The organism is Streptomyces sp. GDS52 (assembly GCF_052246875.1).
Classification (GTDB): Bacteria; Actinomycetota; Actinomycetes; order Streptomycetales; family Streptomycetaceae; genus Streptomyces; species Streptomyces cathayae.
This window is the reverse complement of the sequence record NZ_CM125966.1, coordinates 1,117,931-1,139,214: the sequence shown is the minus strand read 5'-3', so window position 1 is coordinate 1,139,214 and position 21,284 is coordinate 1,117,931. Positions and strand designations below refer to the sequence as shown.

General features: G+C 71.9%; 18 protein-coding genes. 6 read left to right on the top strand and 12 right to left on the bottom strand.

The window, feature by feature from the left end; translation table 11 throughout:
* Positions 1 to 294: 294 nt before the first annotated feature.
* Positions 295 to 861: a GNAT family N-acetyltransferase gene (locus ACTWJ9_RS05025; protein WP_279332961.1), complete on the bottom strand. Its 567-nt coding sequence runs from the start codon at positions 859 to 861 to the stop codon at positions 295 to 297.
* 89 nt (positions 862 to 950) lie between these two features.
* On the bottom strand, positions 951 to 1,643 hold the full coding sequence (locus ACTWJ9_RS05020; protein WP_443295248.1) for a hypothetical protein: 693 nt from the start codon (positions 1,641 to 1,643) through the stop codon (positions 951 to 953).
* A gap of 264 nt (positions 1,644 to 1,907) precedes the next feature.
* Here ACTWJ9_RS05020 and gcl point away from each other — a divergent pair, with 264 nt between their 5' ends.
* Positions 1,908 to 3,692, top strand: coding sequence for a glyoxylate carboligase (gene gcl, locus ACTWJ9_RS05015; protein ID WP_443295247.1), 1,785 nt, complete (start codon positions 1,908 to 1,910; stop codon positions 3,690 to 3,692).
* Positions 3,693 to 3,896: 204 nt separating this feature from the next.
* On the opposite strand, the gene ACTWJ9_RS05010 is transcribed toward gcl, so the two are convergent.
* The 4 genes from ACTWJ9_RS05010 to ACTWJ9_RS04995 all read right to left on the bottom strand — a co-directional run bounded on the left by ACTWJ9_RS05010 (position 3,897) and on the right by ACTWJ9_RS04995 (position 6,613).
* Complete coding sequence (locus ACTWJ9_RS05010; RefSeq protein WP_279332958.1) at positions 3,897 to 4,133, bottom strand: hypothetical protein; 237 nt, start codon at positions 4,131 to 4,133, stop codon at positions 3,897 to 3,899.
* Between the two features lie 311 nt (positions 4,134 to 4,444).
* Positions 4,445 to 5,338 (bottom strand): 2-hydroxy-3-oxopropionate reductase, encoded by an 894-nt coding sequence (locus ACTWJ9_RS05005; protein WP_279332957.1) that lies wholly within the window; start codon positions 5,336 to 5,338, stop codon positions 4,445 to 4,447.
* Positions 5,339 to 5,385: 47 nt separating this feature from the next.
* Entirely contained in the window at positions 5,386 to 6,243 is an 858-nt protein-coding gene (locus ACTWJ9_RS05000) for a TIM barrel protein (protein ID WP_443295246.1), read from the bottom strand.
* Between the two features lie 115 nt (positions 6,244 to 6,358).
* Positions 6,359 to 6,613 (bottom strand): zinc-binding dehydrogenase, encoded by a 255-nt coding sequence (locus ACTWJ9_RS04995; RefSeq protein ID WP_388702065.1) that lies wholly within the window; start codon positions 6,611 to 6,613, stop codon positions 6,359 to 6,361.
* A gap of 173 nt (positions 6,614 to 6,786) precedes the next feature.
* Between ACTWJ9_RS04995 and ctaD the strand changes: the two genes are divergently transcribed.
* The 3 genes from ctaD (at position 6,787) to ACTWJ9_RS04980 (ending at position 9,549) form a co-directional block, all read left to right on the top strand.
* Complete coding sequence (gene ctaD, locus ACTWJ9_RS04990; protein WP_387040846.1) at positions 6,787 to 8,478, top strand: aa3-type cytochrome oxidase subunit I; 1,692 nt, start codon at positions 6,787 to 6,789, stop codon at positions 8,476 to 8,478.
* Between the two features lie 3 nt (positions 8,479 to 8,481).
* Positions 8,482 to 8,829 (top strand): hypothetical protein, encoded by a 348-nt coding sequence (locus ACTWJ9_RS04985; RefSeq protein ID WP_279332954.1) that lies wholly within the window; start codon positions 8,482 to 8,484, stop codon positions 8,827 to 8,829.
* 336 nt (positions 8,830 to 9,165) lie between these two features.
* Entirely contained in the window at positions 9,166 to 9,549 is a 384-nt protein-coding gene (locus tag ACTWJ9_RS04980; RefSeq protein ID WP_279332953.1) for a DUF6269 family protein, read from the top strand.
* Positions 9,550 to 9,559: 10 nt separating this feature from the next.
* Here the strand turns inward: ACTWJ9_RS04980 and ACTWJ9_RS04975 are convergent, their stop codons facing one another.
* Positions 9,560 to 11,461 (bottom strand): AfsR/SARP family transcriptional regulator, encoded by a 1,902-nt coding sequence (locus ACTWJ9_RS04975; protein ID WP_279332952.1) that lies wholly within the window; start codon positions 11,459 to 11,461, stop codon positions 9,560 to 9,562.
* Positions 11,462 to 11,608: 147 nt separating this feature from the next.
* Positions 11,609 to 12,634, bottom strand: a complete 1,026-nt coding sequence (locus ACTWJ9_RS04970; protein ID WP_387040832.1) for a polyprenyl synthetase family protein — start codon at positions 12,632 to 12,634, stop codon at positions 11,609 to 11,611.
* Positions 12,635 to 13,020: 386 nt separating this feature from the next.
* Here ACTWJ9_RS04970 and ACTWJ9_RS04965 point away from each other — a divergent pair, with 386 nt between their 5' ends.
* Together ACTWJ9_RS04965 and ACTWJ9_RS04960 are read left to right on the top strand one after the other, a co-directional pair.
* Positions 13,021 to 15,171, top strand: a complete 2,151-nt coding sequence (locus ACTWJ9_RS04965) for an MMPL family transporter (RefSeq protein WP_443295245.1) — start codon at positions 13,021 to 13,023, stop codon at positions 15,169 to 15,171.
* A gap of 10 nt (positions 15,172 to 15,181) precedes the next feature.
* Entirely contained in the window at positions 15,182 to 17,167 is a 1,986-nt protein-coding gene (locus tag ACTWJ9_RS04960) for an ABC1 kinase family protein (RefSeq protein ID WP_279332949.1), read from the top strand.
* 434 nt (positions 17,168 to 17,601) lie between these two features.
* Here ACTWJ9_RS04960 and ACTWJ9_RS04955 read toward each other — a convergent pair whose 3' ends face one another.
* The 4 genes from ACTWJ9_RS04955 to ACTWJ9_RS04940 are packed head-to-tail and all read right to left on the bottom strand — an operon-like array spanning position 17,602 to position 21,245.
* Positions 17,602 to 18,390, bottom strand: coding sequence for an ABC transporter permease (locus tag ACTWJ9_RS04955; protein ID WP_279332948.1), 789 nt, complete (start codon positions 18,388 to 18,390; stop codon positions 17,602 to 17,604).
* Positions 18,387 to 19,343 (bottom strand): ATP-binding cassette domain-containing protein, encoded by a 957-nt coding sequence (locus ACTWJ9_RS04950; RefSeq protein ID WP_279332947.1) that lies wholly within the window; start codon positions 19,341 to 19,343, stop codon positions 18,387 to 18,389. The genes ACTWJ9_RS04955 and ACTWJ9_RS04950 overlap by 4 nt, the downstream gene beginning before the upstream one ends.
* On the bottom strand, positions 19,340 to 19,924 hold the full coding sequence (locus ACTWJ9_RS04945) for a DUF3995 domain-containing protein (RefSeq protein WP_279332946.1): 585 nt from the start codon (positions 19,922 to 19,924) through the stop codon (positions 19,340 to 19,342). Before ACTWJ9_RS04945 ends, ACTWJ9_RS04950 begins: the two co-directional genes overlap by 4 nt.
* 49 nt (positions 19,925 to 19,973) lie before the next feature.
* Positions 19,974 to 21,245, bottom strand: coding sequence for a cytochrome P450 (locus ACTWJ9_RS04940; RefSeq protein ID WP_279332945.1), 1,272 nt, complete (start codon positions 21,243 to 21,245; stop codon positions 19,974 to 19,976).
* Between the last annotated feature and the right edge of the window lie 39 nt (positions 21,246 to 21,284).

The window sequence follows — 21,284 nt, the reverse complement described above, 5'->3', positions numbered from 1 at the left end:
GCCCCACGGGCAAGCGTATCCACGCGAACCGGCGCACCGCATCAGCGGGCGCACCGCATCACACGGACGAGGCACGACGCCTCCTCGTCGACGGCACCAGGGCCCGCACCCGCGGTCGGTCCGACGCGGGCCTTCGGCAGCCGGCCCACTGCAGGATCCCGAGCCGGCTCCGGCTCGTCGACTCCTCCCCGAGGCCGGTCTCCGGGAAGGCGCGCGAGGTGGAGCCGCGGAATCGGCACGCCACCGGCCCGGTCAGCGGCTGAACGGTGGAGCGGTGGGGCGCGGCCGATCCGGTCAGCACTCTGCCCGTGGTGCGGACAGGCCGTCAGGTGTCCCTCCCGGCTGACGGAGCGTTCGGACGCTTCCGCGCATGCACAGGCGCGGCCACCGGTCGAGGCCGTGCGCGCTCTCCTCGGCGCGGATCCGGCGCAGACCGGGCGTCAGTTCGGCCTCGGTCAGCGTGCGGAAGCCGAGGCGGGTGTAGTACGGGGCGTTCCACGGGACGTCGGCGAACGTGGTCAGCGTCAGGGCGGTCAGGCCCTCCGCACCGGCCCGTCGCGCGGCGTGGGAGATCAGGGACCGGCCCACGCCGCGGCGTGCGGCGCGCGGGTGGACGGAGACCTGCTCGACATGGAGCGCGGCGTCCACCGGCTCGGCGATCAGGTACGCGGCGGGCCGGCCCCGTGCGTCGGCCGCCACCCAGCAGTACCCCGCCCGACGGTGGTGCTCGAGGGCGTCCAGGGCGGGCGGTTCGTCCTCGGCGATCTCCGTCATGCCCAGGGCGCGGAAGGGGGCGCCGGCGGCCCGTTCGACGTCCTGGAGGGCGGGCAGCTCATCGGGGGTGGCGGGGCGGATGCGCATGTGCCGAGTATCGAACGGCGGCGGGGTGCGCGTCGCCGGGTTTCCGGTCGGGGCCGGTTCGCGGGCGGTGCGGTATTTCGGGCCGGGACTCAGGTGCGGGTGGCGTCCAGGGCGTCGGCCGGGGCGTTCACCGGCTGCGGGGTGCCGGTGAGGTCGAGCAGGAACAGCGGGACGCCGAGGCGGTCGGCGCTCTCCCGGGCGTCCGGGGCGTATCCGGCGAGGGAGAAGTACAGGCACCGGGCGGACTCCGCCATGGCGGTCAGCCACAGGCACTCCACGTCCCGCGGTGTCGCCCGGTGCGCGGACGGGTCGAGGAGGGCGACGATGCCCCGGCCGGCCAGCCCGATGCCGGACGGGGGACGCTGGTCGGCGCGGCGGATGTCCCCGTGGCCGAGCTTCCGCAGATACAGCACGGTGGCGGTGACCGCGTCGCGGGCGCTGTGGATCGGTACGGGAGGCAGGGCGGGGCGCGCGGCGGCGCCGGTGTCCCGGGGGCCGGGGGCGGGCGTGGCGTCCGGGTCGGTCAGCGGGATCCGCAGGAGCGTCCCGCACGGGCAGCCGAGTTCCGGCCGTGGCCACTCGCCGGGCCGTCCGCAGTCACCGCAGCGCAGGGTGACCCAGTCGTCCTGCCAGACGCGGTGGACGACCGGTGCGGGCGCCGCGTTCCCGTCCAGCGGCAGGGCGACGGGCGCGCCGCACACACAGGGGTACGACGGCGCCGTGTAGCGGTGCGCGCCGCGGCAGGCCGGACAGCGCACGGACACGGACACGCTCTCGGGCATGACCCCACCCCTTCCGTTCTGGACGGCTCGTCCTCGGACCGGCGTCCCCCATCGTCCTCCCGCGCGCCCGTCCTGTCCGGCGGTTGCCGCTTCCGGACGGCACTCGTGCCGTCCGGTGGCGCCGTCGTGCCGCTCTCTTGACGACCTTCACCCGCCCTGCCTACATTCATTCCAGATAGCAGAAAGAATTTTCCGTAATACGGAAGAAGCGCACCGCGGGGCGCGACGGGAGTGCTGATCCGACAGCCGAAGCAGGAGTACTCCATGGCTCGAATGACCGCTGCCCGCGCGGCAGTCGAAATCCTCAAGCGCGAGGGCGTCACCGACGCGTTCGGTGTCCCCGGCGCGGCGATCAACCCCTTCTACGCGGCGCTCAAGGCATCCGGCGGCATCACCCACACCCTCGCCCGCCACGTCGAGGGCGCCTCGCACATGGCCGAGGGCTACACCCGCACCCGGCCGGGCAACATCGGGGTCTGCGTCGGGACCTCCGGCCCGGCCGGCACCGACATGATCACCGGCCTGTACTCCGCGACCGGCGACTCCGTTCCGATCCTGTGCGTCACCGGCCAGGCCCCGACCGCGGTGCTCCACAAGGAGGACTTCCAGGCCGTCGACATCGCCGCCATCGCCAGGACGGTCACCAAGATGGCGGTGACCGTCCTGGAGGCCGCGCAGGTCCCCGGCGTCTTCCAGCAGGCCTTCCACCTCATGCGCTCCGGCCGGCCGGGCCCGGTCCTCATCGACCTGCCGATCGACGTGCAGCGGACGGAGATCGAGTTCGACCCCGGGACGTACGAGCCGCTCCCCGTCCACAAACCCGCCGCGAGCCGCGCCCAGATCGAGAAGGCGCTCGGCATGCTGAACGCCGCCGAGCGCCCCCTGATCGTCGCGGGCGGCGGCATCCTCAACGCCGACGCCGCCGAACTCCTCGTCCGGTTCGCCGAGTTGACCGGCACACCGGTCGTGCCGACCCTGATGGGCTGGGGCGTCCTCCCCGACGACCACGAACTGAACGCCGGCATGGTCGGCCTGCAGACCTCGCACCGCCACGGCAACGCGACCTTCCTGGAGTCCGACTTCGTCCTCGGCATCGGCAACCGCTGGGCCAACCGGCACACCGGCCGGCTCGACGTCTACACGGCCGGCCGGACCTTCGTCCACGTCGACATCGACCCCACCCAGATCGGCCGGATCTTCGCCCCCGACTACGGCATCGCCTCCGACGCGCGCGCCGCGCTGGAACTGTTCGTCGAGGTCGCGAGGGAACTCGGGGCCGAGGGAGGGCTGCCCGACCGTTCCGCGTGGGCGGCCGCGGCGCAGGAGAAGCGGGCCACCCTCCAGCGCCGCACGCACTTCGACGACGTCCCGATCAAGCCGCAGCGCGTCTACGAGGAGATGAACAGGGCCTTCGGCCCGGAGACGCGGTACGTCTCCACGATCGGCCTCGCGCAGATCGCGGGCGCCCAGATGCTGCACGTCCACCGGCCCCGGCACTGGATCAACTGCGGCCAGGCCGGCCCCCTCGGCTGGACCGTCCCGGCGGCGCTGGGCGTGGCCAGGGCCGATCCCGGCGCGCAGGTCGTCGCCCTGTCCGGCGACTACGACTTCCAGTTCATGCTCGAAGAGCTGGCCGTCGGGGCGCAGCACAGGATCCCCTACGTCCATGTGCTGCTCAACAACTCCTACCTGGGCCTCATCCGTCAGGCGCAGCGGGCGTTCGACATCGACTTCCAGGTCAACCTGGAGTTCGAGAACGTCAACGCGCCCGAACTGGGCGTCTACGGCGTCGACCACGTACGGGTCGCCGAGGGCCTCGGCTGCAAGGCGATCCGGGTGACCGCACCCGGCGAACTGGGCCCGGCACTGGAGGAGGCCAAGAAGCTCGCCGCGGAGTTCAGGGTCCCGGTGGTGGTCGAGGCGATCCTGGAACGCGTCACCGACATCTCCATGTCGACCACCAACGACATCAGCGACGTCACCGAGTTCGAGGAGATCGCGACGGAGCCGTGGCACGCCCCGACGTCGATCAGGACGCTGAAGGTCTGACGGGCGGCTCCCCGGCACGCGGGGCCCGCCGCCCCCGTGCCGGCGGGCCCCGCGTACGGGGTAGGTGCCCGTCGGCGGGGGTGGCCGAAGCCTCCTGAGCCCGGTTCAGAGGTCGATCTGAGAGTGCCGTAGGAGGGCTACGTCTGCTGCCGTAGCGCCGGTGGACCGGGAGCGGCCGTACGCCCCCCACCCCCGCCCTCCCGCTCAGGCCTCGTGGTGCTCCGACAGGCCCGGCCAGTCGTCGGGGCCGCCGCCCTGCCACTCGATGAGGTCGGCCTCCTCGACGTCGGTGACATAGAGATCCGCCAGCCGCAGGATCTCGCCGACGTCGTCGACGTGCGAGGCGACGCCCAGCGTCTCGTCGCCCGAGGTGACCCGCCGCGAGCCGTCCAGGGCCGGCGCATGGACCACGATGTGCGGTTGCCCGGTGGGAGGTGCCATGCCCCCAGGCTCCTGCCCGCCGGGCGGATCCGCACCCCGGACGCCGGGAGGCGTTGGCCGTCCGGCGGCGCGAGGCCGGGCGCGACGGTGTGTTCGCGCCGCCGGACGGGGTCGGTGGGCCGGGCCGGGGACCGCGGCGGGTGCGACGGCGCCGGGTGCCCCTCCGCTCAGGTCGGAGGAGGTGCCCCGGCGGCCCTCACCACCGCACTGGCGCGCACGCCGCCGCGGCGCCCCGCCCCGCCCGCGGGGAAGACCCCGCGGGCCGCGCGTACGGCCTCGCCCCCGTCGGCGGCCGTACGCGGGTCGGACGGTCAGACCCGGGCGCCGGACAGCCGCTCCACCGCGCGCAGCAGCGCGGAGTGGTCCAGGCCGCCGTCGCCCTGCGCGCGCAGGCTCGCGACCAGTTGGGCGACCACCGCGCCGACGGGCAGGGCCGCCCCGACGGTGCGGGCGGCGTCGGTGACGATGCCCATGTCCTTGTGGTGCAGATCGATGCGGAAGCCGGGCGTGAAGTCACGGGCGAGGAAGTTGTCCTTCTTGCGGGTCAGCACGGTGGAGCCCGCGAGACCGCCGCTCAGGACGTCCAGCGCGGCCGCCAGGTCCACGCCGGACTTCTCCAGGAAGACCACGGCCTCGGCGCACGCCTGGATGTTGACGGCGACGATCAGCTGGTTGGCGGCCTTCACGGTCTGACCGGAGCCGTGCGGTCCGCACCGCACGACCGTCCTGCCGAGTACGTCGAAGAGCGGCTTCGCCCGGTCGAAGTCGGCCTGCTCACCGCCGACCATGATGGACAGCACCGCCTCGACGGCGCCCGCCTCGCCGCCGGACACCGGGGCGTCGAGCACCCGGATGCCCTTGTCCCCCGCGGCGGCGGCCAGGTCGACCGAGGTCTGCGGGGTGATCGAGGACATGTCGATCAGCAGGGCGCCGGGCCGGGCGTTCTCCAGGATGCCCTCGGCTCCGTAGGCGACCGCCTCCACCTGGGGGGAGGCGGGCACCATGGTGATGATCACGTCCGCGTCGCGGACCGCCTCGGCGACGGAGGAGGCGGCGGTGCCGCCCGCGGCGGCCAACCGGTCCAGCTTCTCCTGCTCCAGGGTGTGACCGGTGACGTCGTAGCCCGCCTTGATCAGGTTCTCGGACATGGGGGAGCCCATGATGCCGAGGCCGATCCAGGCGACCGCGGGAAGTCCGGTGCTCATGTGGGGTGCCTCTCTCTCACTCTGCGGTGACTGCGGGCGTCCACTGCTCAGCGGGCCGGGCGGGCCTCGGCCGGCAGCCAGTCGAAGGCCTCGGCGCTCGGCCGGTCGCCGGGCTTGTACTCCAGGCCGACCCAGCCCGCGTAGCCCGCCTTCCGCAGCCGTCCGAGGAGGTCCGCCAGCGGGAGCGATCCGGTGCCGGGGGCGCCGCGGCCGGGGTCGTCGGCGATCTGTACATGGCCGGTCCGCGCGGCGTACCGCTCGATCACCGCGGGCAGGTCCTCACCGTTCCTGGACAGGTGGTACAGGTCCATCAGGAACCGGGCGTTGCCCAGCCCCGTGGCCGCGTTCACCGCGCCGACGACCCGCACCGCCGCCGGCGCCGACACCAGCGGGTACCGCGGCGACTCGGGCCGGTTCAGCGCCTCGACCAGCAGGATCGCGCCGGTCCGGTGGGCCGCGCGGGCGGCGAGGGCGAGGTTCTCCAGGGCGAGCGCGTCCTGCTCGGCGGGATCCACGCCGTCGACGCGGTTGCCGTACAGCGCGTTGAGGGCCGGGCAGCCGAGGGACTCGGCGAAGTCCGCGGCGACCTCGACGTTGGCGCGGAACCGCTCCGACTCCTCGCCCGGGATCGACAGGGCGCCCCGGTCCGGGCCGGGGAGCTGCCCGGCGTAGAAGTTCAGGCCGGTGAGCCGGACGCCCGCGTCCTCGACCGCCTTCCGCAGACCGTCCAGTGCGGACTGCCCGGGGGTGGGCGAGTCGGCCCAGGGCCACCACAGCTCGACCGCGGTGAAGCCGGCCGCGGCGGCGGCCGCGGGGCGCTCCAGGAGCGGGAGTTCGGTGAAGAGGATCGACAGGTTGACGTCGAAGCGCTGCTCTGCGGCGGCACTCCACTCGGCACCCGGCATCAGGACCACCTCACTTTCCGTATGGTGGAAAGCTGTTTCTGCTTAACGGAAGACTGCCTGTGAAGTCGGCGGGCTGTCAAGGGGGACCGCAGGCGAGGGTGCGCGGCAAGGGTGCTCACACCACGGTGACCGCGGCCTTGCCGCGGGCGTGGCCCTGCTCCGCATGGCGTACGCCCTCGGCCGTGTCGGCCAGGGAGTGGGTGTGCTCGTCCGCGGGAGTGAGCTCGTCGGCTTCGATGAGCTCGGTGACGGTGAGCAGGTCCTCCCGGCCACCTGGGCCGGGGTGGCCGGGAGGCTCACGTGGAGCTGCTGCCGGACGAGCCCCGGCCGCCGGACGCATCAGGGCCGTTGGGCCCCCCTCCCGGGCCACGGTGTGGACTGTTCGGCCCTGTCCGGCCCCGGTACCCCGGAAAGGATCATGTGGCAGCGGCCGGGAGGCGTCGCGTCCACCCCGGTCGACCCGGCCCCTCCCGGCTCGACGACGCGTACGGACATGAGCGGAAGGGCAGGGCGCCGACGGTGGACGAGGGGCAGATACGAGAGATGCGGGGGGTGGGGACCGCGGAGGGGAACGCCGTGGCTTCCGGCACGGGGGCGCCCGGGCATCCCCGGGAGATCGGGCCCGGGACGGCACGTCCGTCGTGGGTGGAGTGGCTGACGACCACCGACCACAAGAAGATCGGGACGCTCTACCTGATCTCCGCGTTCGTGTTCTTCGTCGTCGGCGGTGTGCTGGCACTGCTGATGCGGGCGGAGCTGGCCCGCCCCGGACTGCAGATCATGTCGAACGAGCAGTTCAACCAGGCGTTCACGATGCACGGTTCGATCATGCTGCTGATGTTCGCGATGCCGCTGTTCACCGGGTTCGCGAACTGGATCATGCCGCTGCAGATCGGCGCGCCGGACGTGGCTTTCCCCCGGCTGAACATGCTCGCCTACTGGCTGTTCTTCTTCGGTTCCTCGATCGCGGCGAGCGGCTTCCTCACTCCTGACGGCGCCGCCGGCTTCGGCTGGTTCCTGTACGCCCCGCTCTCCGACGCCGTCTACTCGCCGGGCGTGGGAGCCGACCTGTGGATCATGGGCGTGGCGTTGTCCGGCTTCGGGTCGATCCTGGGCGCGGTCAACTTCATCACCACGATCCTCTGCATGCGCGCGCCGGGCATGACCATGTTCCGCCTGCCGATCTTCACCTGGAACGTGCTCCTCACCAGCGTGCTGGTCCTCATGGTGTTCCCGGTGCTGGCGGCGGCACTGTTCGCCCTGGAGTACGACCGCGGGTTCGGCGGCCACATCTTCGACGCGGCGAACGGCGGGGCGCTGCTGTGGCAGCACCTGTTCTGGTTCTTCGGCCACCCCGAGGTCTACATCCTGGCCCTGCCGTTCTTCGGCATCGTCTCCGAGGTGATCCCGGTCTTCTCCCGCAAGCCGATGTTCGGCTACATGGGGCTGATCGGCGCGACGATCGCCATCGCGGGTCTGTCGCTGACCGTCTGGGCGCACCACATGTACACCACGGGCGGGGTGCTGCTGCCGTTCTTCTCCTTCATGACCTTCCTGATCGCCATTCCCACCGGGGTGAAGTTCTTCAACTGGATCGGCACCATGTGGAAGGGCAGTCTGTCGTTCGAGACGCCCATGCTCTGGACCGTGGGCTTCCTCGTCACGTTCCTCTTCGGCGGGCTGACCGGGGTCATCCTGGCCTCGCCGCCGCTGGACTTCCACCTCACCGACTCGTACTTCGTCGTCGCGCACTTCCACTACACGGTCTTCGGTACGGTCGTGTACGCGATGTTCGCCGGATTCCACTTCTGGTGGCCGAAGTTCACCGGCAAGGTGCTCGACGAACGCCTCGGGAAGATCACCTTCTGGACGCTCACGGCGGGTTTCCACCTCACCTTCCTGGTCCAGCACTGGCTGGGCGCCGAGGGCATGCCCCGCCGCTACTCGGACTACCTGGCGGCCGACGGCTTCACCGCCCTCAACACCCTGTCGTCGATCGGGTCGTTCCTGCTCGGCATGTCGATCCTGCCCTTCTTCTACAACGTGTGGAAGACGGCCAAGTACGGCAAGAAGGTCGAGGTCGACGATCCCTGGGGCTACGGCCGCTCCCTGGAGTGGGCCACCTCCTGCCCGCCCCCGCGCCACAACTTCACCTCCCTGCCCCGCATCCGGTCCGAATCCCCGGCCTTCGACGTGCACCATCCGGAGATCGCCGCCCTGGAGACGGTGGGCTGAGCCGTGTCCCATCCAGTCCTGGCCCTCGGCGCCGCGGCGGTGACCACGGCCGGCTCCGTCTGGTACCTGCCGGCCCTCGTCGACCTGCGCGCGGGGGCCGACCGGCCCGCGTCCCGGCGTGCCGAGGCGGTGGCCTGCCTCAGCGGCTGGAGCACGGCAGCCGTCGTCGCCGTACTCCTGCTCGTGACCGGGGGCTGGTGGCCGCCCTGTGCGGCGGCCCTGACGGGGGCGACCGTCACGACCGGCCTCTGGGGACGTGCCGCCGTCCACCGCCGGCGCAGCACACGCGAAGAGGCCCGCCTCTGGGCGCAGTTGCACCGCCCCCACCCCACCCGCACACCGGAGGAGTGAACGACAGGACCCCCCGAGGCGATGACCTCGCGTCCACCTCACGGGCCACGGCGGTCGGTACGGCCGCGGGGGATTCCGCCAAGGTCGTGCCGGAGCGGTCGGGGCACACCGGCGCCGCGACGCCCCCGAACGTCCACAGCCACCTCTTCCCCGGCCCGGAGCAACGGACCGATCACCGTGCAGACCCCGTCGGCATGCCGCGCGGGTGTCCCGGCCGGTGGGTCCAAGAAGTCAAGGAGTTCGGGCAGGACCGCTTTCCATAGGTGATTCATAGACGCTTCCCGGATGCTGTTCCGGTACTGACCGATCGGATCCGTGTCGACGAGGGAGGCGGTTATGAGCGGGAGGATGCCCCATGAGGGGGACGACCGCGACAGCGAGCAGCTGCCGGCGGAACTGGAGGAGGAGATCACGTCCTGGTTGGAACAAGGAGGGATGAACCTGATGACGGTCCTGAACGGCCAGAGCGTGTCCGACGAGGCGACCGCCCGGGACACGATCTGGGATCTCGTGCAGCAGGACGGCTTCGGGGGAACCGAGCCGGCCGGCCCGTCCTCGGAACTGCTCGACCGGTGGGACCTCGACTCCGACATCCGGTGGAGCGATCTGGTGGCCAGCTACATCGACTCCCTGAGCTGTTCGCTGCTCCCGCGCAGCAGTGAGGAGGGCTCCCCGATGTCGTTCCGCCTCGACGAGGGGCACGCGGGAGGTTGCGGCTGACCGTGTTCCGTCAGCAGATGACCGGTCGTCGCCCGCCGTCCGGCGTGCCGGGTGAAGCCGGTCCCCCGCGGCTCTGCTCGCGGGCGAAGAGGCGGACCAGCGGCGTGAGGCGGTAGCGGTGCGGGGCCGGACCGGACACCTCCAGCAGGCGGGCGGCGGCCAGCGTCTCCAGAGCGTCCTCGGCGTCCTCCTCCAGGCAGCTGAGGGCGTTCGCCGCCTCCTGCGAGTCGAAGACGTCGGGGCAGCCGGACGCCAGGACACCCAAGGCCGTGCGCACCGGTCCGGTCACCCGCCGGTGACCGGAGGACAGCGCCGCCCGGATGTCCAGGTCGCCCTCCCGCAGTTCGTCGAGCCTGCGTTCCTCCGGTTCGAGCCGGGCCGCCGCCGCCGCGAGTCGTCGGCGCGGGTGCGCAGCCAGCCGGGCCGCCACGATCCGCAGGGCGAGCGGCAGCCGGTCGCACAGTTCGACGATGCGGGCGGCCGCGTCGGGCTCGTCCCCGGTCCGTTCGGGCCCCACGATCGCGCTCAGCATCCGGTGGCCCTCCCTGGCGCTCATCGGGCCGAGGGGGACCGGACGCACTCCCGGCAGGGTGGTGAAGGAGTCCCGGCCGGTGATCAGCGTGCGGCAGCCGTCCGTGCCGGGCAGCAGCGGGCGGACCTGGCGGTCGTCCACGGCGTTGTCCAGGAGCACCAGCATCCGGCGGTCGGCGAGCAGGCTGCGGTAGAGCTGGCCGCGCTCCTCCGTAGACGCCGGAAGTTCGTGCTCCGCGACGCCCATGGCCCGGAGGAACCAGCCGAGTACCTCGCCGGGGGAGCGGGGGCGTCCGGACCCTCCGGACAGGTCGGCATGAAGCTGACCGTCCGGGAAGCTCTGCCGTGCCCGGTGCGCCGCGTGCACGGCCAGGGCCGATGTGCCGGTACCCGCGGCGCCCGTCACCACGAGGGGGGAGGGCCCTGCTCGGCGCAGGTCGGCCATGAGGGCGGCCAGTTCCCGGCGGCGACCGGAGAAGTCCGCGACGTCGGCGGGCAGCATCGCGGGCACGACACCGTTCCAGGCGCCGCGGTCGCGCGCCCGCGCCCGTGCCACCGCGGAGCGGGGCCCACCGTCCGGCAGGGCGAGCGCCGTGCCGGAGAGCTCCGCTTCCCCGCGCGCGACGGACCGCGCGAGCGTGCCCGTCAGCACGGCCTGCCGGATGTCACGCAGGGCCCGGCCCGGGTCCACCCCCAGCTCGTCACGGAGCATCCGTCGGCCGCGCTCGTACACCGCGAGGGCCTCCGCCTGCCGGCCGCACCGGTGCAGAGCGGTCATGAGCTGGCCGAGCAGCCGCTCGCGCAGGGGGTTCTCCATCACGAGCCGCATCAGCTGCGGAACCGCCGCGTCGTGGCCTCCCAGGGCCAGTTCGGCTTCGATCCGGTCTTCCCGCGTGGAGAGGAGGGCCTCGTCCAGCAAGGGCCGCTGGCGTTCCCTGAGGTGGACGGTGACATCGGAGAGGACCGGCCCGCGCCGTAACGCGAGCGCCTGCCCGAGACGGTCGGCGGCCGCGGTGTAGCGGCCCGCCGTCAGGTCCGCGCGACCGCGGTCCACCAGGCTCTCGAAAACCGTCCAGTCGAAGAAGGCGCCCCGTGTGTCCAGTCGGTAGGCGTGGGCGTGCCGCTCCAGGTGGATGTCGGTACCCAGGCACTTCCTGAGCCGGGAGACGTAGGTGTAGAGCTGGGCCGTCGCCGTGGCGGGCGGTTCGCACCCCCACAGCAGGGCCTTGAGCCGGTCGTCGGAGAGCGGCCGGCCCCCGGCGAGCAGCATCGCCGCGAGAACCGTGCGCTGCTTCGCTCCGCCGAGGGTGACCGCCCGTCCGCCGGCCTCGGCCTCGACCGACCCGAGTACGCGGAACACGGACGGCTCGAGGCCGTTCACACCCGCCGGTCTTCGTCCTCGCGGCCCGGCGGCCGGGCGCGGTTGCGTGGCGGGCGGCCGGACGCGGCCCGTTCCCGCGGATCCGGGTCGGACGAAGTCGCGCACGGTGTCGCTGTACCCCGGCATGTTCGGTCTCCAGAAGGTGGTTCAGCCCCTGCGGTGGGCCACGAAGTCGCAGAGCGAGCCGAGGACCCCGCGTGCCGGGGTCGGCGGCAGGGCTGCGAGGGCGGTACGGGCCAGGGCCAGGCGATCGTCCATCATGGCCTCGGCCGTGGCGAGCGCGGGGGAGTCCCGCAGGAGTTCCAACGCCCGGCGGTGCGGGTGCGTCCCGGCGGCCGGCCCGGCGGCGAGCAGGGCACGCAGCTCACCGTCGCCCGGTTCGTCGTCGAACAGGGCGAGCAGCACAGGGAGACTGAGCACCCCGGCCTCCACGTCCTTTCCCGGTTCCTTGCCCGATGAGGAGGCGGGTGCCTCGATGTCGAGGAGGTCGTCGGATATCTGGAAGGCGAGGCCCAGTTGCTCGCCGTACTCGGCGAGAGCGTCGACGTACGCGGCGGACGCGCCCGCCTGCAGGGCACCGAGTCGCAGCGACAGGGCGATCAGGGACGCGGACTTGCCGGCCGTCACCTGGAAGTAGTGGTCCAGGGGAGCGGTCCCGGAATCCGGGCCGAGCAGCTCCAGCATCTGGCCCTGCACCAGCCGGTCGGCGGTCACCGCGTTCATCCGCACCGCGTGCGGCCCGAGTGCGCAGGCCAGCTGGGCGGCCTGGGCGAGGAGCCAGTCCCCGGCGAACACCGCGCGGCGGTTCCCCCAGCGGGCGTTGGCGCTGGCCGCCCCGTGCCGGGTGTCGGCGTTGTCGATGACGTCGTCGTGGTAGAGGGAGGAAACATGGACGAGTTCGGCCAGGACGGCCGCGTCGACGGCCCCCTCGCTCTCCGCATCCCCGAACTCCGCACCCAGCAGGACCAGAAGGGGCCGCAGCCGCTTTCCGCCGGTGGCCACGAGATGCCCGACGAGCGGGGCGACACGGGGGTCGGCGGTACGGGCGGTGCGCTCCCGGAGGTGCTGTTCGACGCTTCGCAGACGCTCGGCCAGCCGGTCCCGCAGTGCCGGGTCGTCGATGGCCAGTCCGGACACGAGGGAACGGTGCTCCGGGGCGCTCAACAGGTTCATCCGGGCTCCTGATGAAGAAGATGAGGCACGGGATCTCCCGGCCGGACACTGCGGACGGCCGCCGCGCGGGGCAGGCTCCGGACAGCCGGATGCCCTTCCGCTGCCGCGGCAGGGCCGGAGGGCGGGCGCGGCGGGCCAGAGGAGTGGAGAGCGTCCGCGACGGGTCGCGCTGCGGACGCCAGGGGTGCCGCACCGGATCGCGCTGCGTACATCAGGACTGTCACACCGGGCCCGGACCGCGGGCAACGGCCCTGGCAGGTTCTTGCCGCATTGGCGGCTCGCCGTCGTCGGGCGGCGGAACAGGCGGCCAGACTGCGGGGAGAACCGGCGACCCCCATGTACTGGCCCCGGTATCCCCCCCAGCCGAGGAAGCACGAAGGAGCACCATGTTCGGACGGATAGGGCGGTTCGCCGTTCACCGGCCCTGGCTGACGATCGTCGCCTGGCTCGTCGCGACCGTCGCCGCGGTCGCGCTGGCGCCGCAGCTGAAGAGCACCAACGACCAGGCGGACTTCCTGCCGTCCCACTACGAGTCGGTGCGTGTCACGGAGCTGCAGCAGCGCGCGTTCCCGATGGCGGAGCAGCCCTCCGCCATCGCGGTGTTCCAACGCGCCGACGGGGGCAAGCTCTCTCCGGCCGACCTGGCGGAGGTGACCCGGATCGCCGGGGCCCTGCAGGCGGAGGGCTACGCCAAGGTGAAGTCGGTCCTCGCGAGCCCCGAGGCGGTCTCGCCCAACGGCAAGGTGGCGCTGGCGAGTGTCTTCGCCACGACGGAGAACCACTACGACCAGAAGCTCTTCGAGTCGGTGAAGCAGCTCCGGGCGGACGCCAAGCCGCTGCTCGCGAAGAGCGGCCTGAGCATGGGGGTGACCGGGCCGACCGCCAGCGGGCTGGACAACCTCGAGTCCTCCGGCAACACCGATGCGATGATCATGCTGGCGACCCTGGTGCTGATCGTGGTGCTGCTGCTGTTGATCTTCCGCAGTCCGCTCATCGCGCTGCTGCCGGTGCTGCTGATTCTTCTGGTGTTCGTGGTGGCCACCGGGCTGATCGCCACCGCCGCCGAACTCGGCGGGCTCCAGGCCGACAACTCGGTCTCCGCCATCCTCATCGTGGTGCTGTTCGGCGTCGGCACCGACTACATCCTGTTCCTGCTCTTCCGGTACCGCGAGCAGTTGCGGGAGGGGCAGGAAGCCAAGGAGGCCATGATCGACGCGGTGACCCGGGTCGGCGAGACCATCGCCTCCGCGGCCGGCGCGGTCATCGTCGCCTTCCTCGCCCTGGTGCTCTCCACCATGGGCATGCTGCGCGCCATGGGTCCGTCGCTGGCCATCGCCGTGGCCGTCACCCTGCTGGCCTCCCTCACTCTCGTACCCGCCGTCTTCTCGCTGCTGGGCACCAAAGCGTTCTGGCCGTCCAAGGCGTGGAAGAAGCAGCCCAGGAACGCCCTCGCCGGCCGGCTCGGCACCCTCGTCTCCCGGCGGCCCCGCCTCCTCGCGGGTCTCTCCGGCGGCCTGCTGGCCGTCATGAGCGTGGCCGCGTTCGGCTTCAGCGCCGAGTTCGACAGCGAGAGCTCGCTGCCGCAGAACCTGGAGTCCGTCCAGGCGTCCAAGGACCTCAGGAACGGCTTCTCCGCCGGGCAGACCGACCCCTCCCTGGTGCTCGTCGCCTCCAAGGACGGCTCCCGGCTCGACCCGGCCGACCTGGAGACGTTCCGCGAACAGCTCTCCGGGGTCGAGGGCGTCGGAGACGTCTCCCCGGCCATGCTCGGCACCGCCGGGGACGCGGCGCAGTTCAGCGTGGTCCTGGACTTCCGCCCCGCCGAGGAGGCAGCCATCGACCTGGTCTCCGGAGACCTGCGCGACACCGCGCACCGGGTGGCGCCCGAGGGCACCGAGGCGCTCGTCGGCGGCACCAGCGCGGTCCTCGCGGACATCCGCACCGCCGTGGAACACGACTACTCGCTGGTCTTCCCGATCGCCGGCATCGCCATCATGGTGATTCTCGGACTCCTGCTGCGCAGCGCCGTCGCGCCCTGGTACCTGATCGTGGCCGTGGGCCTCGGGTTCGGTGCCACCCTCGGCTCGACCGTCCTGGTCTTCCAGCAGATCAAGGGCGAGAACGGGCTGATGTTCGCGCTGCCCGTGTTCGTCTACCTCTTCGTGGTGGCGATCGGTACCGACTACAACATCCTCATGGTGGCCCGCCTCCGCGAGGAGATCGCCCGGGGCAGGACCCAGCAGGAGGCCGTCCGGCTCGCCGTGACCCACTCGGCGCCCACCATCGGGGCCGCCGCCGTCATCCTGGCCGGCACCTTCGGCGTGCTGATGCTGGCCGCCAACAGCATGCTCCAGCAGCTGGGCTTCGCGGTGTCGTTCGGCATCCTGATCGCCGCCTTCGTGATGGCGCTCGTCCTGGTACCGGCGGTCACCTCGCTGCTCGGTGAACGGGCCTGGTGGCCGGGTCGCGACCGTCGGGAACCGGCGGAGAGCGACGACGCCGTGCCGACGTCGGCACCCGAGCCGGCCACGACGTGACCTCCTCACGTTGACCGCGTTCGTCGTCGTCCTGACCGCTGTGGGCACCATCGCCCTCGGTCTGGTGATACTCGGTTTCGGGGCGCGCAGACTGCTCGGTCTGCGGATCGGCGTGCTGCGTTCCCTGCTCACCGGATGCACCGGGCTGCTCACCATCGGACTGGTGAGTTCCGCGATGGGGCCCGCCGCGGCGGGCCCCGTGCTGGGGACCGTCCAGGTGGGCTGCGCCCTGCTGGCCGCCATGATCTTCCTGGCCCTGTCCGAGGCGGTGGTGCCCAGCGGGTCGGTCGGCGGCATCGTCCGCTGGCCCCGCTCGGTGAAGCGCCGGGTGGCGCGCACCCAGCGCTTCACCGAGCTCAGCAGGATCGCCCTCCGGCACGGGCTGGGCCGCCTCCCGCGGCTGTCCGGCCTGACCCGCCCGGCGACGGGCGCCACCCGGACGGAGCACGCCCGTGCCCTGCGGATGGCCCTGGAGGAGGCGGGCACCACCTTCGTCAAACTCGGCCAGATGCTCTCCACCCGCTACGACCTGCTGCCCGCCGAGTTCATCGATGAACTGAGCCTGCTCCAGTGCTCGGCGGCCGCCGAGCACTGGGACGACATCGAACAGGCGCTCACCGAGGACCTCGGAGCCCCACCGGGCGAGGTGTTCGCCGAGTTCGACACCGTGCCGCTGGCGGCCGGCTCCGTCGCCCAGGTGCACCGGGCGAGGCTGCGGGACGGCCGGGCGGTCGCCGTCAAGGTGCAGCGCCCCCGGGCCCGCCAGGTGGTGGAACGCGACCTGGACATCCTTCTGTGGCTCGCCCGGAGGGCCGACGAACGCACCGCGTGGGGCCGTTCCGTCGGAGTCACCGGACTGGCCCGGGGCTTCGCCGCCTCCCTCCGGGAGGAACTCGACTTCCGCACCGAGGCCCGCAACACCCGGGAGGTCGCCGCCGCACGGGGGGCCGATGCGGGACAGCACCCGTCGGAAGATCCGGCCCCGCGCCCGGCAGTGAAGATCCCCGCCGTCCACGACGGTCTGACCACCGCCCGCGTGCTGGTGGTGGAGTGGCTGGACGGGAAGACGCTCGACAGGGCCGCCGAGTACGCCGACGCCCGCGGACTCGACCGGACGGTGCTCGCCGGAGCCCTGTTGGACTGTGTTCTCGCGCAGATCATGTCGGACGGCGTCTTCCACGCCGATCCGCACCCGGGCAACATCATGCTGCTGGACGACGGACGACCGGGACTGCTGGACTTCGGCTGCGCCGGTCGTATCGACCGGGTGCTGCGTTCGGCGCTGCGCGACCTGCTGGTCGCGATCCACCGCAACGACCAGCAGGCCCTCTGCGACGCGCTGCTGGAGCTGGTGGAGCACCGGCCGGAACCGGCCGACGAGAACCGGCTGGCCCGTGACCTGGGCCGGTTCATGGCCCGGCACCTGCTTCCGGGGAGCCGGCCGGACCGGGACATGTTCGCCGCGCTGTTCCTGCTGGTGACCAAGTACGGACTCGTCGTGCCCGGCGAGATCGCAGCCGTGTTCCGTTCCCTGTCGACGCTGGAGGCGTCCCTCGGCCGGCTGGTCCCCGACTACGACATCATCGCCGAGGCCCGCCGGTTCGCGACCTCCCAGGCCCGGCGGAAGCTGGCCCCGGGGAGCCTCGGACGGGCGGCCGCGGACGAGATGCTCACGCTGCTGCCGGTCCTGCGCCGGCTGCCGCGCCGGGTGGACCGCATCACGGAGATCCTGGAGCAGGGACGGCTGAACGTGAACGTCCGGGTGCTGGCCGACGAACGTGACCGGGACTTCGTCCGTGGCATCGTCCACGACGTACTGCTGGCCTTCAGCGGCGGTGCGGCCGGGGTGGTCGGGGTGATGCTGCTGCGGACGCCCGGCGGGCCGGAGATCACCCCGTCGGTCGGACTGTTCGAGGTGCTCGGGTGCAATATGCTCCTCGTCGCCTCGGTGCTGACGCTACGGGTGCTGTTCACGCTCTCCCGCGGCCGCCGCTGACCCGGGCCGTCCGGCGCCGACGGGCCCCGATACCGACGGGCCCCGGTTCAGGGCCGTGACGACGGCCGCCGCTCCCGCTACGAGCCCTGCGGGCTCGGTTCGAACCGGTACCGCCGGGACGCCGTCCCGGCGATGCCGGGCAAGGAGCGGAACCCGCGGCAGATGTGTCACGTCCCGCGGGAGGTGTTCCCGGCCGGGTCGGAGCGGCACGTGGTCCACGAGGCGTCTGCCGAGCACCCCAAGCCCAGGGCGCCGGTTCCGGAAGGAACCGGCGCCCTGGGCCTTCACCCGCGCCCTCCTCGGCGCCGGCGCCGCCGAACCCGAACGGCCGCCCACGCGACTACGCCCGGCTGGGAGACCCCAGCCGGGCGTAGTCGCGTGAACTGCTCCGGCGAGCACGCGAACGAGCCCTCCGGCGTACGGGACGGCCGCCCTCAGCGGGCGGTCGCCGTGCTGTAGGCGCGGCCCGACAGCGGGACGACCACGGCGAGGATGACACCGATCAGGAGCAGCGACATCGCGATGGGGTGCTCGGCCGGCAGCCCCGTGCCGACGCCCACGGTGGGGTTGCCGAAGAGCTGCCGGCAGGCGGTGACCACCATGCTGACCGGGTTCCATTCGGCGACGACCCTCAGCCATGTCGGCAGCCCGTCGGGCGGGACGAACGCGTTGGACAGGAACACCAGCGGCATCATCGCCATGAACGCCAGGGCGTTGACCGATTCGGTGCTGCGCAGCGCCAGACCGAGCAGTGCGCCCAGCCACGACATGGCGAAGCCGAGCAGGAGCAGCAGCCCGAACGCCGCGAGGGCCTTGGGCAGTCCGTTGTGGATGCGCCAGCCGATGAGATAGCCGACACCGGCCATCAGGACGCAGGACCAGGCGGCGAGCGCCATGTCCGCCGTGGTACGGCCGATCAGTACCGCGGAGCGGGAGATCGGCAGTGAACGGAAGCGGTCCACCAGGCCGTTGCTCAGGTCCCCGACGACGCCCAGGGCCGTCTGGGAGATGTTGGCCATCATCACCTGGATGAAGATGCCCGCCATGATGTATTCCTGGTAGCTGCCGCCCTCCACCGTCATGGCGCTGCCGAACAGCATGCCGAAGATCAGCACGAAGGCGATCGGCATGATGGTGACGCTGATCAGCTGCTCGGGTATGCGGTAGATGTGCCGGAAGTGGCGGCCCACCAACGCCCGTACGTCACTCAGTGTCTCGGTCACGCCGAATCCCTCTCCTTGGCCGTCTGGCCGGTCAGCGTCATGAAAACATCGTCGAGCGAAGGGCGCCGAACGGCGAACTCCGCTATGTCGACGCCGAGTTCCTCGACCGCTGCTGCCGCGGCGGCGACACCGCCGATGCCGTTGGGCAACGGCACCGACACGGTGCGGCCGTCCTCGGCCACCGACGGGCTGGTCGCGAGCCGGGCACCGATCGCGGCCACCACCCGGGAGGTGTCCTCGGCGGCGACCGCGGCGACCTCGAGGCGCTCGTTGCCGACCTTCTGCTTCAGCTGGTCGGCGGTGCCGTCGGCGATCACCTTGCCGGAGTCGATCACCACGATGCGGTCGGCGAGCTGGTCGGCCTCCTCCAGGTACTGGGTGGTCAGCAGGACGGTGACGCCCTTGGCCACCTGCTCCCGGATCATCCCCCACAGCACGAGCCGGCTGCTGGGGTCGAGTCCGGTGGTCGGCTCGTCGAGAAAGAGGACCGGCGGGTCGACCATCAGGCTGGCCGCCAGGTCCAGTCGCCGACGCATGCCGCCGGAGTAGGTCCGTACCACCCGGTCGGCGGCCTCGGAGAGCTCGAACCGCTCCAGCAACTCGTCCGCCCTCCGGCGCGAGGGGCCCTTGCCCAGGTGGAGCAGAGTGCCGATGAGCCGCAGGTTCTCGCGGCCGGTGAGCCGTTCGTCGAGGGCCGCGTACTGGCCGGTGAGGCCGATCCGGCGGCGTACCTCCTTGGGCTGTCTGAGGGCGTCGAATCCGGCCACCGTCGCGCGGCCCTCCTCGGGCCGGAGCAGAGTGGCCAGGATACGGACGGTGGTGGTCTTGCCCGCACCGTTGGGGCCGAGCAGTCCGAGGACCGTTCCCTCGGGCACGGAGAGGGACACCCCGCTCAGTGCCTCGTGCCCCTTGTAACTCTTGCGGAGGCCTTCGGCCTCGATGGCGTTCGTCACGAGTTCACCTCGGTGGTTGACGGTGCCCTCCGGGCCGGTCCGTCCGGCTGCGGGACGTCGGTCCCGGGGGCGGCGGGGCGGCGGGGGCGGTGGCGCAGATGGAGACCGGCGAGCGCCAGCGAAACGCCCCAGACGAAGAACACGGGATACCAGTAGAAGTTCCAGGGCCCGAAGGAGGCGGCCACTTCCGCGCTCGGCTCGACCCTGCCCACGGCGACGAAGAACCGCAGGTAGCCGTAGCCGAGTCCCCACAGGGTGAGCCCGGTGCCGGCGGTCAGGGCCGCCCCGATGCGGAGCCACCGGGGGAAGAAGTCCCCCCAGGGCCGGAAGAGAGCGGTGGTCGCGAGGGCGGCGAGCGTGGCGGCCGCCCCCATGCCCCAGAAGGCGATCATGCGCTGCCAGGCCACGTCCGGCACCGACTCGGGGGTGTCGGGGTAGGCGAACATGATCCCCAGCCCCCACCACAGGTGCGGCAGGGCGTAGGCGAGCCCGGCGACCACAGCGCAGTACCCGACGGTCCGCTCCCACCGGGAGACCGGGACCGCGGACGCCGAGGTGGTCTCTGCTCGTGCCTTCGACATCAGATTCCTCTTCCTTCTCATCAGGACCTGCGGGCGGAACGAACGGCCCTCAGTCCCACTGTGCGAGCCCTTCACGGTCCGCCTCGAAGCGGACGGGCAGGCTCTCCAGACCACTGAGGAAGTTGGAGAACACCGGTTCCACCGGGCCGTTGGGCTCGACGCGGTCCGCCACCGTACGCAGTCCGTCGAGCATGGCGTTGATCTCGACACGGCCGAGGAACGCACCGAGACAGAAATGCGGCCCGTAGCCGAACGACACGTGCTTGTTGGGGGTGCGCGCCAGGTCGAACGTCTCGGGGGCGTCGAAGACGCCCTCGTCCCGGTTGGCGGAGGTGTTCCACAGGGTGACGATGTCGTCGGCGGCGATCCGCTGACCCGCGACCTCGACGTCCCGCAGCGCCCGGCGGCCGAAGTGCATGCCCGGGGTCGTCCAGCGCAGCACCTCTTCCACCGCGCTTTCCACCGTGACCTCGCCCTGTTTCAGCGCGTTCCACTGCTCCGGGTGACGCATCAGTGCCTGCAGCCCGCCGATCATCGACAGCCGGCTGGTCTCGTCGCCGCCGATGATCAGGCTGTAGCAGTTCAGGACGATCTCGTCCTCGTCGAGCGGCTTTCCGTCGATCAGGCCGGTGGCCAGCACGCTGATGACGTCGTCGACCGGGTTCTTCCTGCGCTCCTCGGCGAGCTCGCCGAAGTACAGGAGGATCTCGTTGCGGGCGAGCCAGGAGTCCTCGGCACTGGTGTCGGCCGTACTGGAGCTGAGTGCCTGCTTGTTGAGGCCGAGCAGGAAGGCGCGGTCCGACTCGGGGACGCCCAGCAGGTCGCAGATGGTGGCGATCGGGATGTGCTCGGCGACATCCCGCGCGAAGTCCGCCTCGCCCCGCTCCACCGCGCCCTTGAGGAGCAGGCGGGTGCGCTGCACGACCTGCTCCGAGATGTGCCGCAGGGCGCGCGGCGAGAACGACTTGAGCATCAGCTTGCGGATCGCCGCGTGCCGGGGGCCGTCGGTGACCGCGAGCATCTTGCCCGCCGCGGAGTCACTGCCGTGCAACAGCGTGACCAGCAGGTTCCCCCGCTCGGAGGTGAAGTCGTCGTCGTCCTTGTACACCTTCATGATGTCGTCGTACCGGGACAGGACCCAGAACTCGGGTCCGGCCGCGGTCGCCGGATGACGGTGTACCGGGCGCTCGGTGCGGAACCGGCGCCACATGGCGTGGACGTCGGTCGTCTGATAGGTCAGGGGATCGGTCAGGTCGAAGCTGTCGAGCTCACGGTCCTCGACGTCGGCTCCGCCCAGTGCCGTCGCGGTGGCGCTGGTCATAGGGGCATGCTCCAAGTCGGTGCGCTGTGGCGGGTCGTC

Coding starts and splice junctions, on each gene's coding strand:
- ACTWJ9_RS05025 (WP_279332961.1), bottom strand. CDS start 861: ATGCGCATCCGCCCCGCCACCCCCGATGAGCTGCCCGCCCTCCAGGAC.
- ACTWJ9_RS05020 (WP_443295248.1), bottom strand. CDS start 1,643: ATGCCCGAGAGCGTGTCCGTGTCCGTGCGCTGTCCGGCCTGCCGCGGC.
- gcl (WP_443295247.1), top strand. CDS start 1,908: ATGGCTCGAATGACCGCTGCCCGCGCGGCAGTCGAAATCCTCAAGCGC.
- ACTWJ9_RS05010 (WP_279332958.1), bottom strand. CDS start 4,133: ATGGCACCTCCCACCGGGCAACCGCACATCGTGGTCCATGCGCCGGCC.
- ACTWJ9_RS05005 (WP_279332957.1), bottom strand. CDS start 5,338: ATGAGCACCGGACTTCCCGCGGTCGCCTGGATCGGCCTCGGCATCATG.
- ACTWJ9_RS05000 (WP_443295246.1), bottom strand. CDS start 6,243: ATGCCGGGTGCCGAGTGGAGTGCCGCCGCAGAGCAGCGCTTCGACGTC.
- ctaD (WP_387040846.1), top strand. CDS start 6,787: ATGCGGGGGGTGGGGACCGCGGAGGGGAACGCCGTGGCTTCCGGCACG.
- ACTWJ9_RS04980 (WP_279332953.1), top strand. CDS start 9,166: ATGAGCGGGAGGATGCCCCATGAGGGGGACGACCGCGACAGCGAGCAG.
- ACTWJ9_RS04970 (WP_387040832.1), bottom strand. CDS start 12,634: ATGAACCTGTTGAGCGCCCCGGAGCACCGTTCCCTCGTGTCCGGACTG.
- ACTWJ9_RS04965 (WP_443295245.1), top strand. CDS start 13,021: ATGTTCGGACGGATAGGGCGGTTCGCCGTTCACCGGCCCTGGCTGACG.
- ACTWJ9_RS04945 (WP_279332946.1), bottom strand. CDS start 19,924: ATGTCGAAGGCACGAGCAGAGACCACCTCGGCGTCCGCGGTCCCGGTC.
- ACTWJ9_RS04940 (WP_279332945.1), bottom strand. CDS start 21,245: ATGACCAGCGCCACCGCGACGGCACTGGGCGGAGCCGACGTCGAGGAC.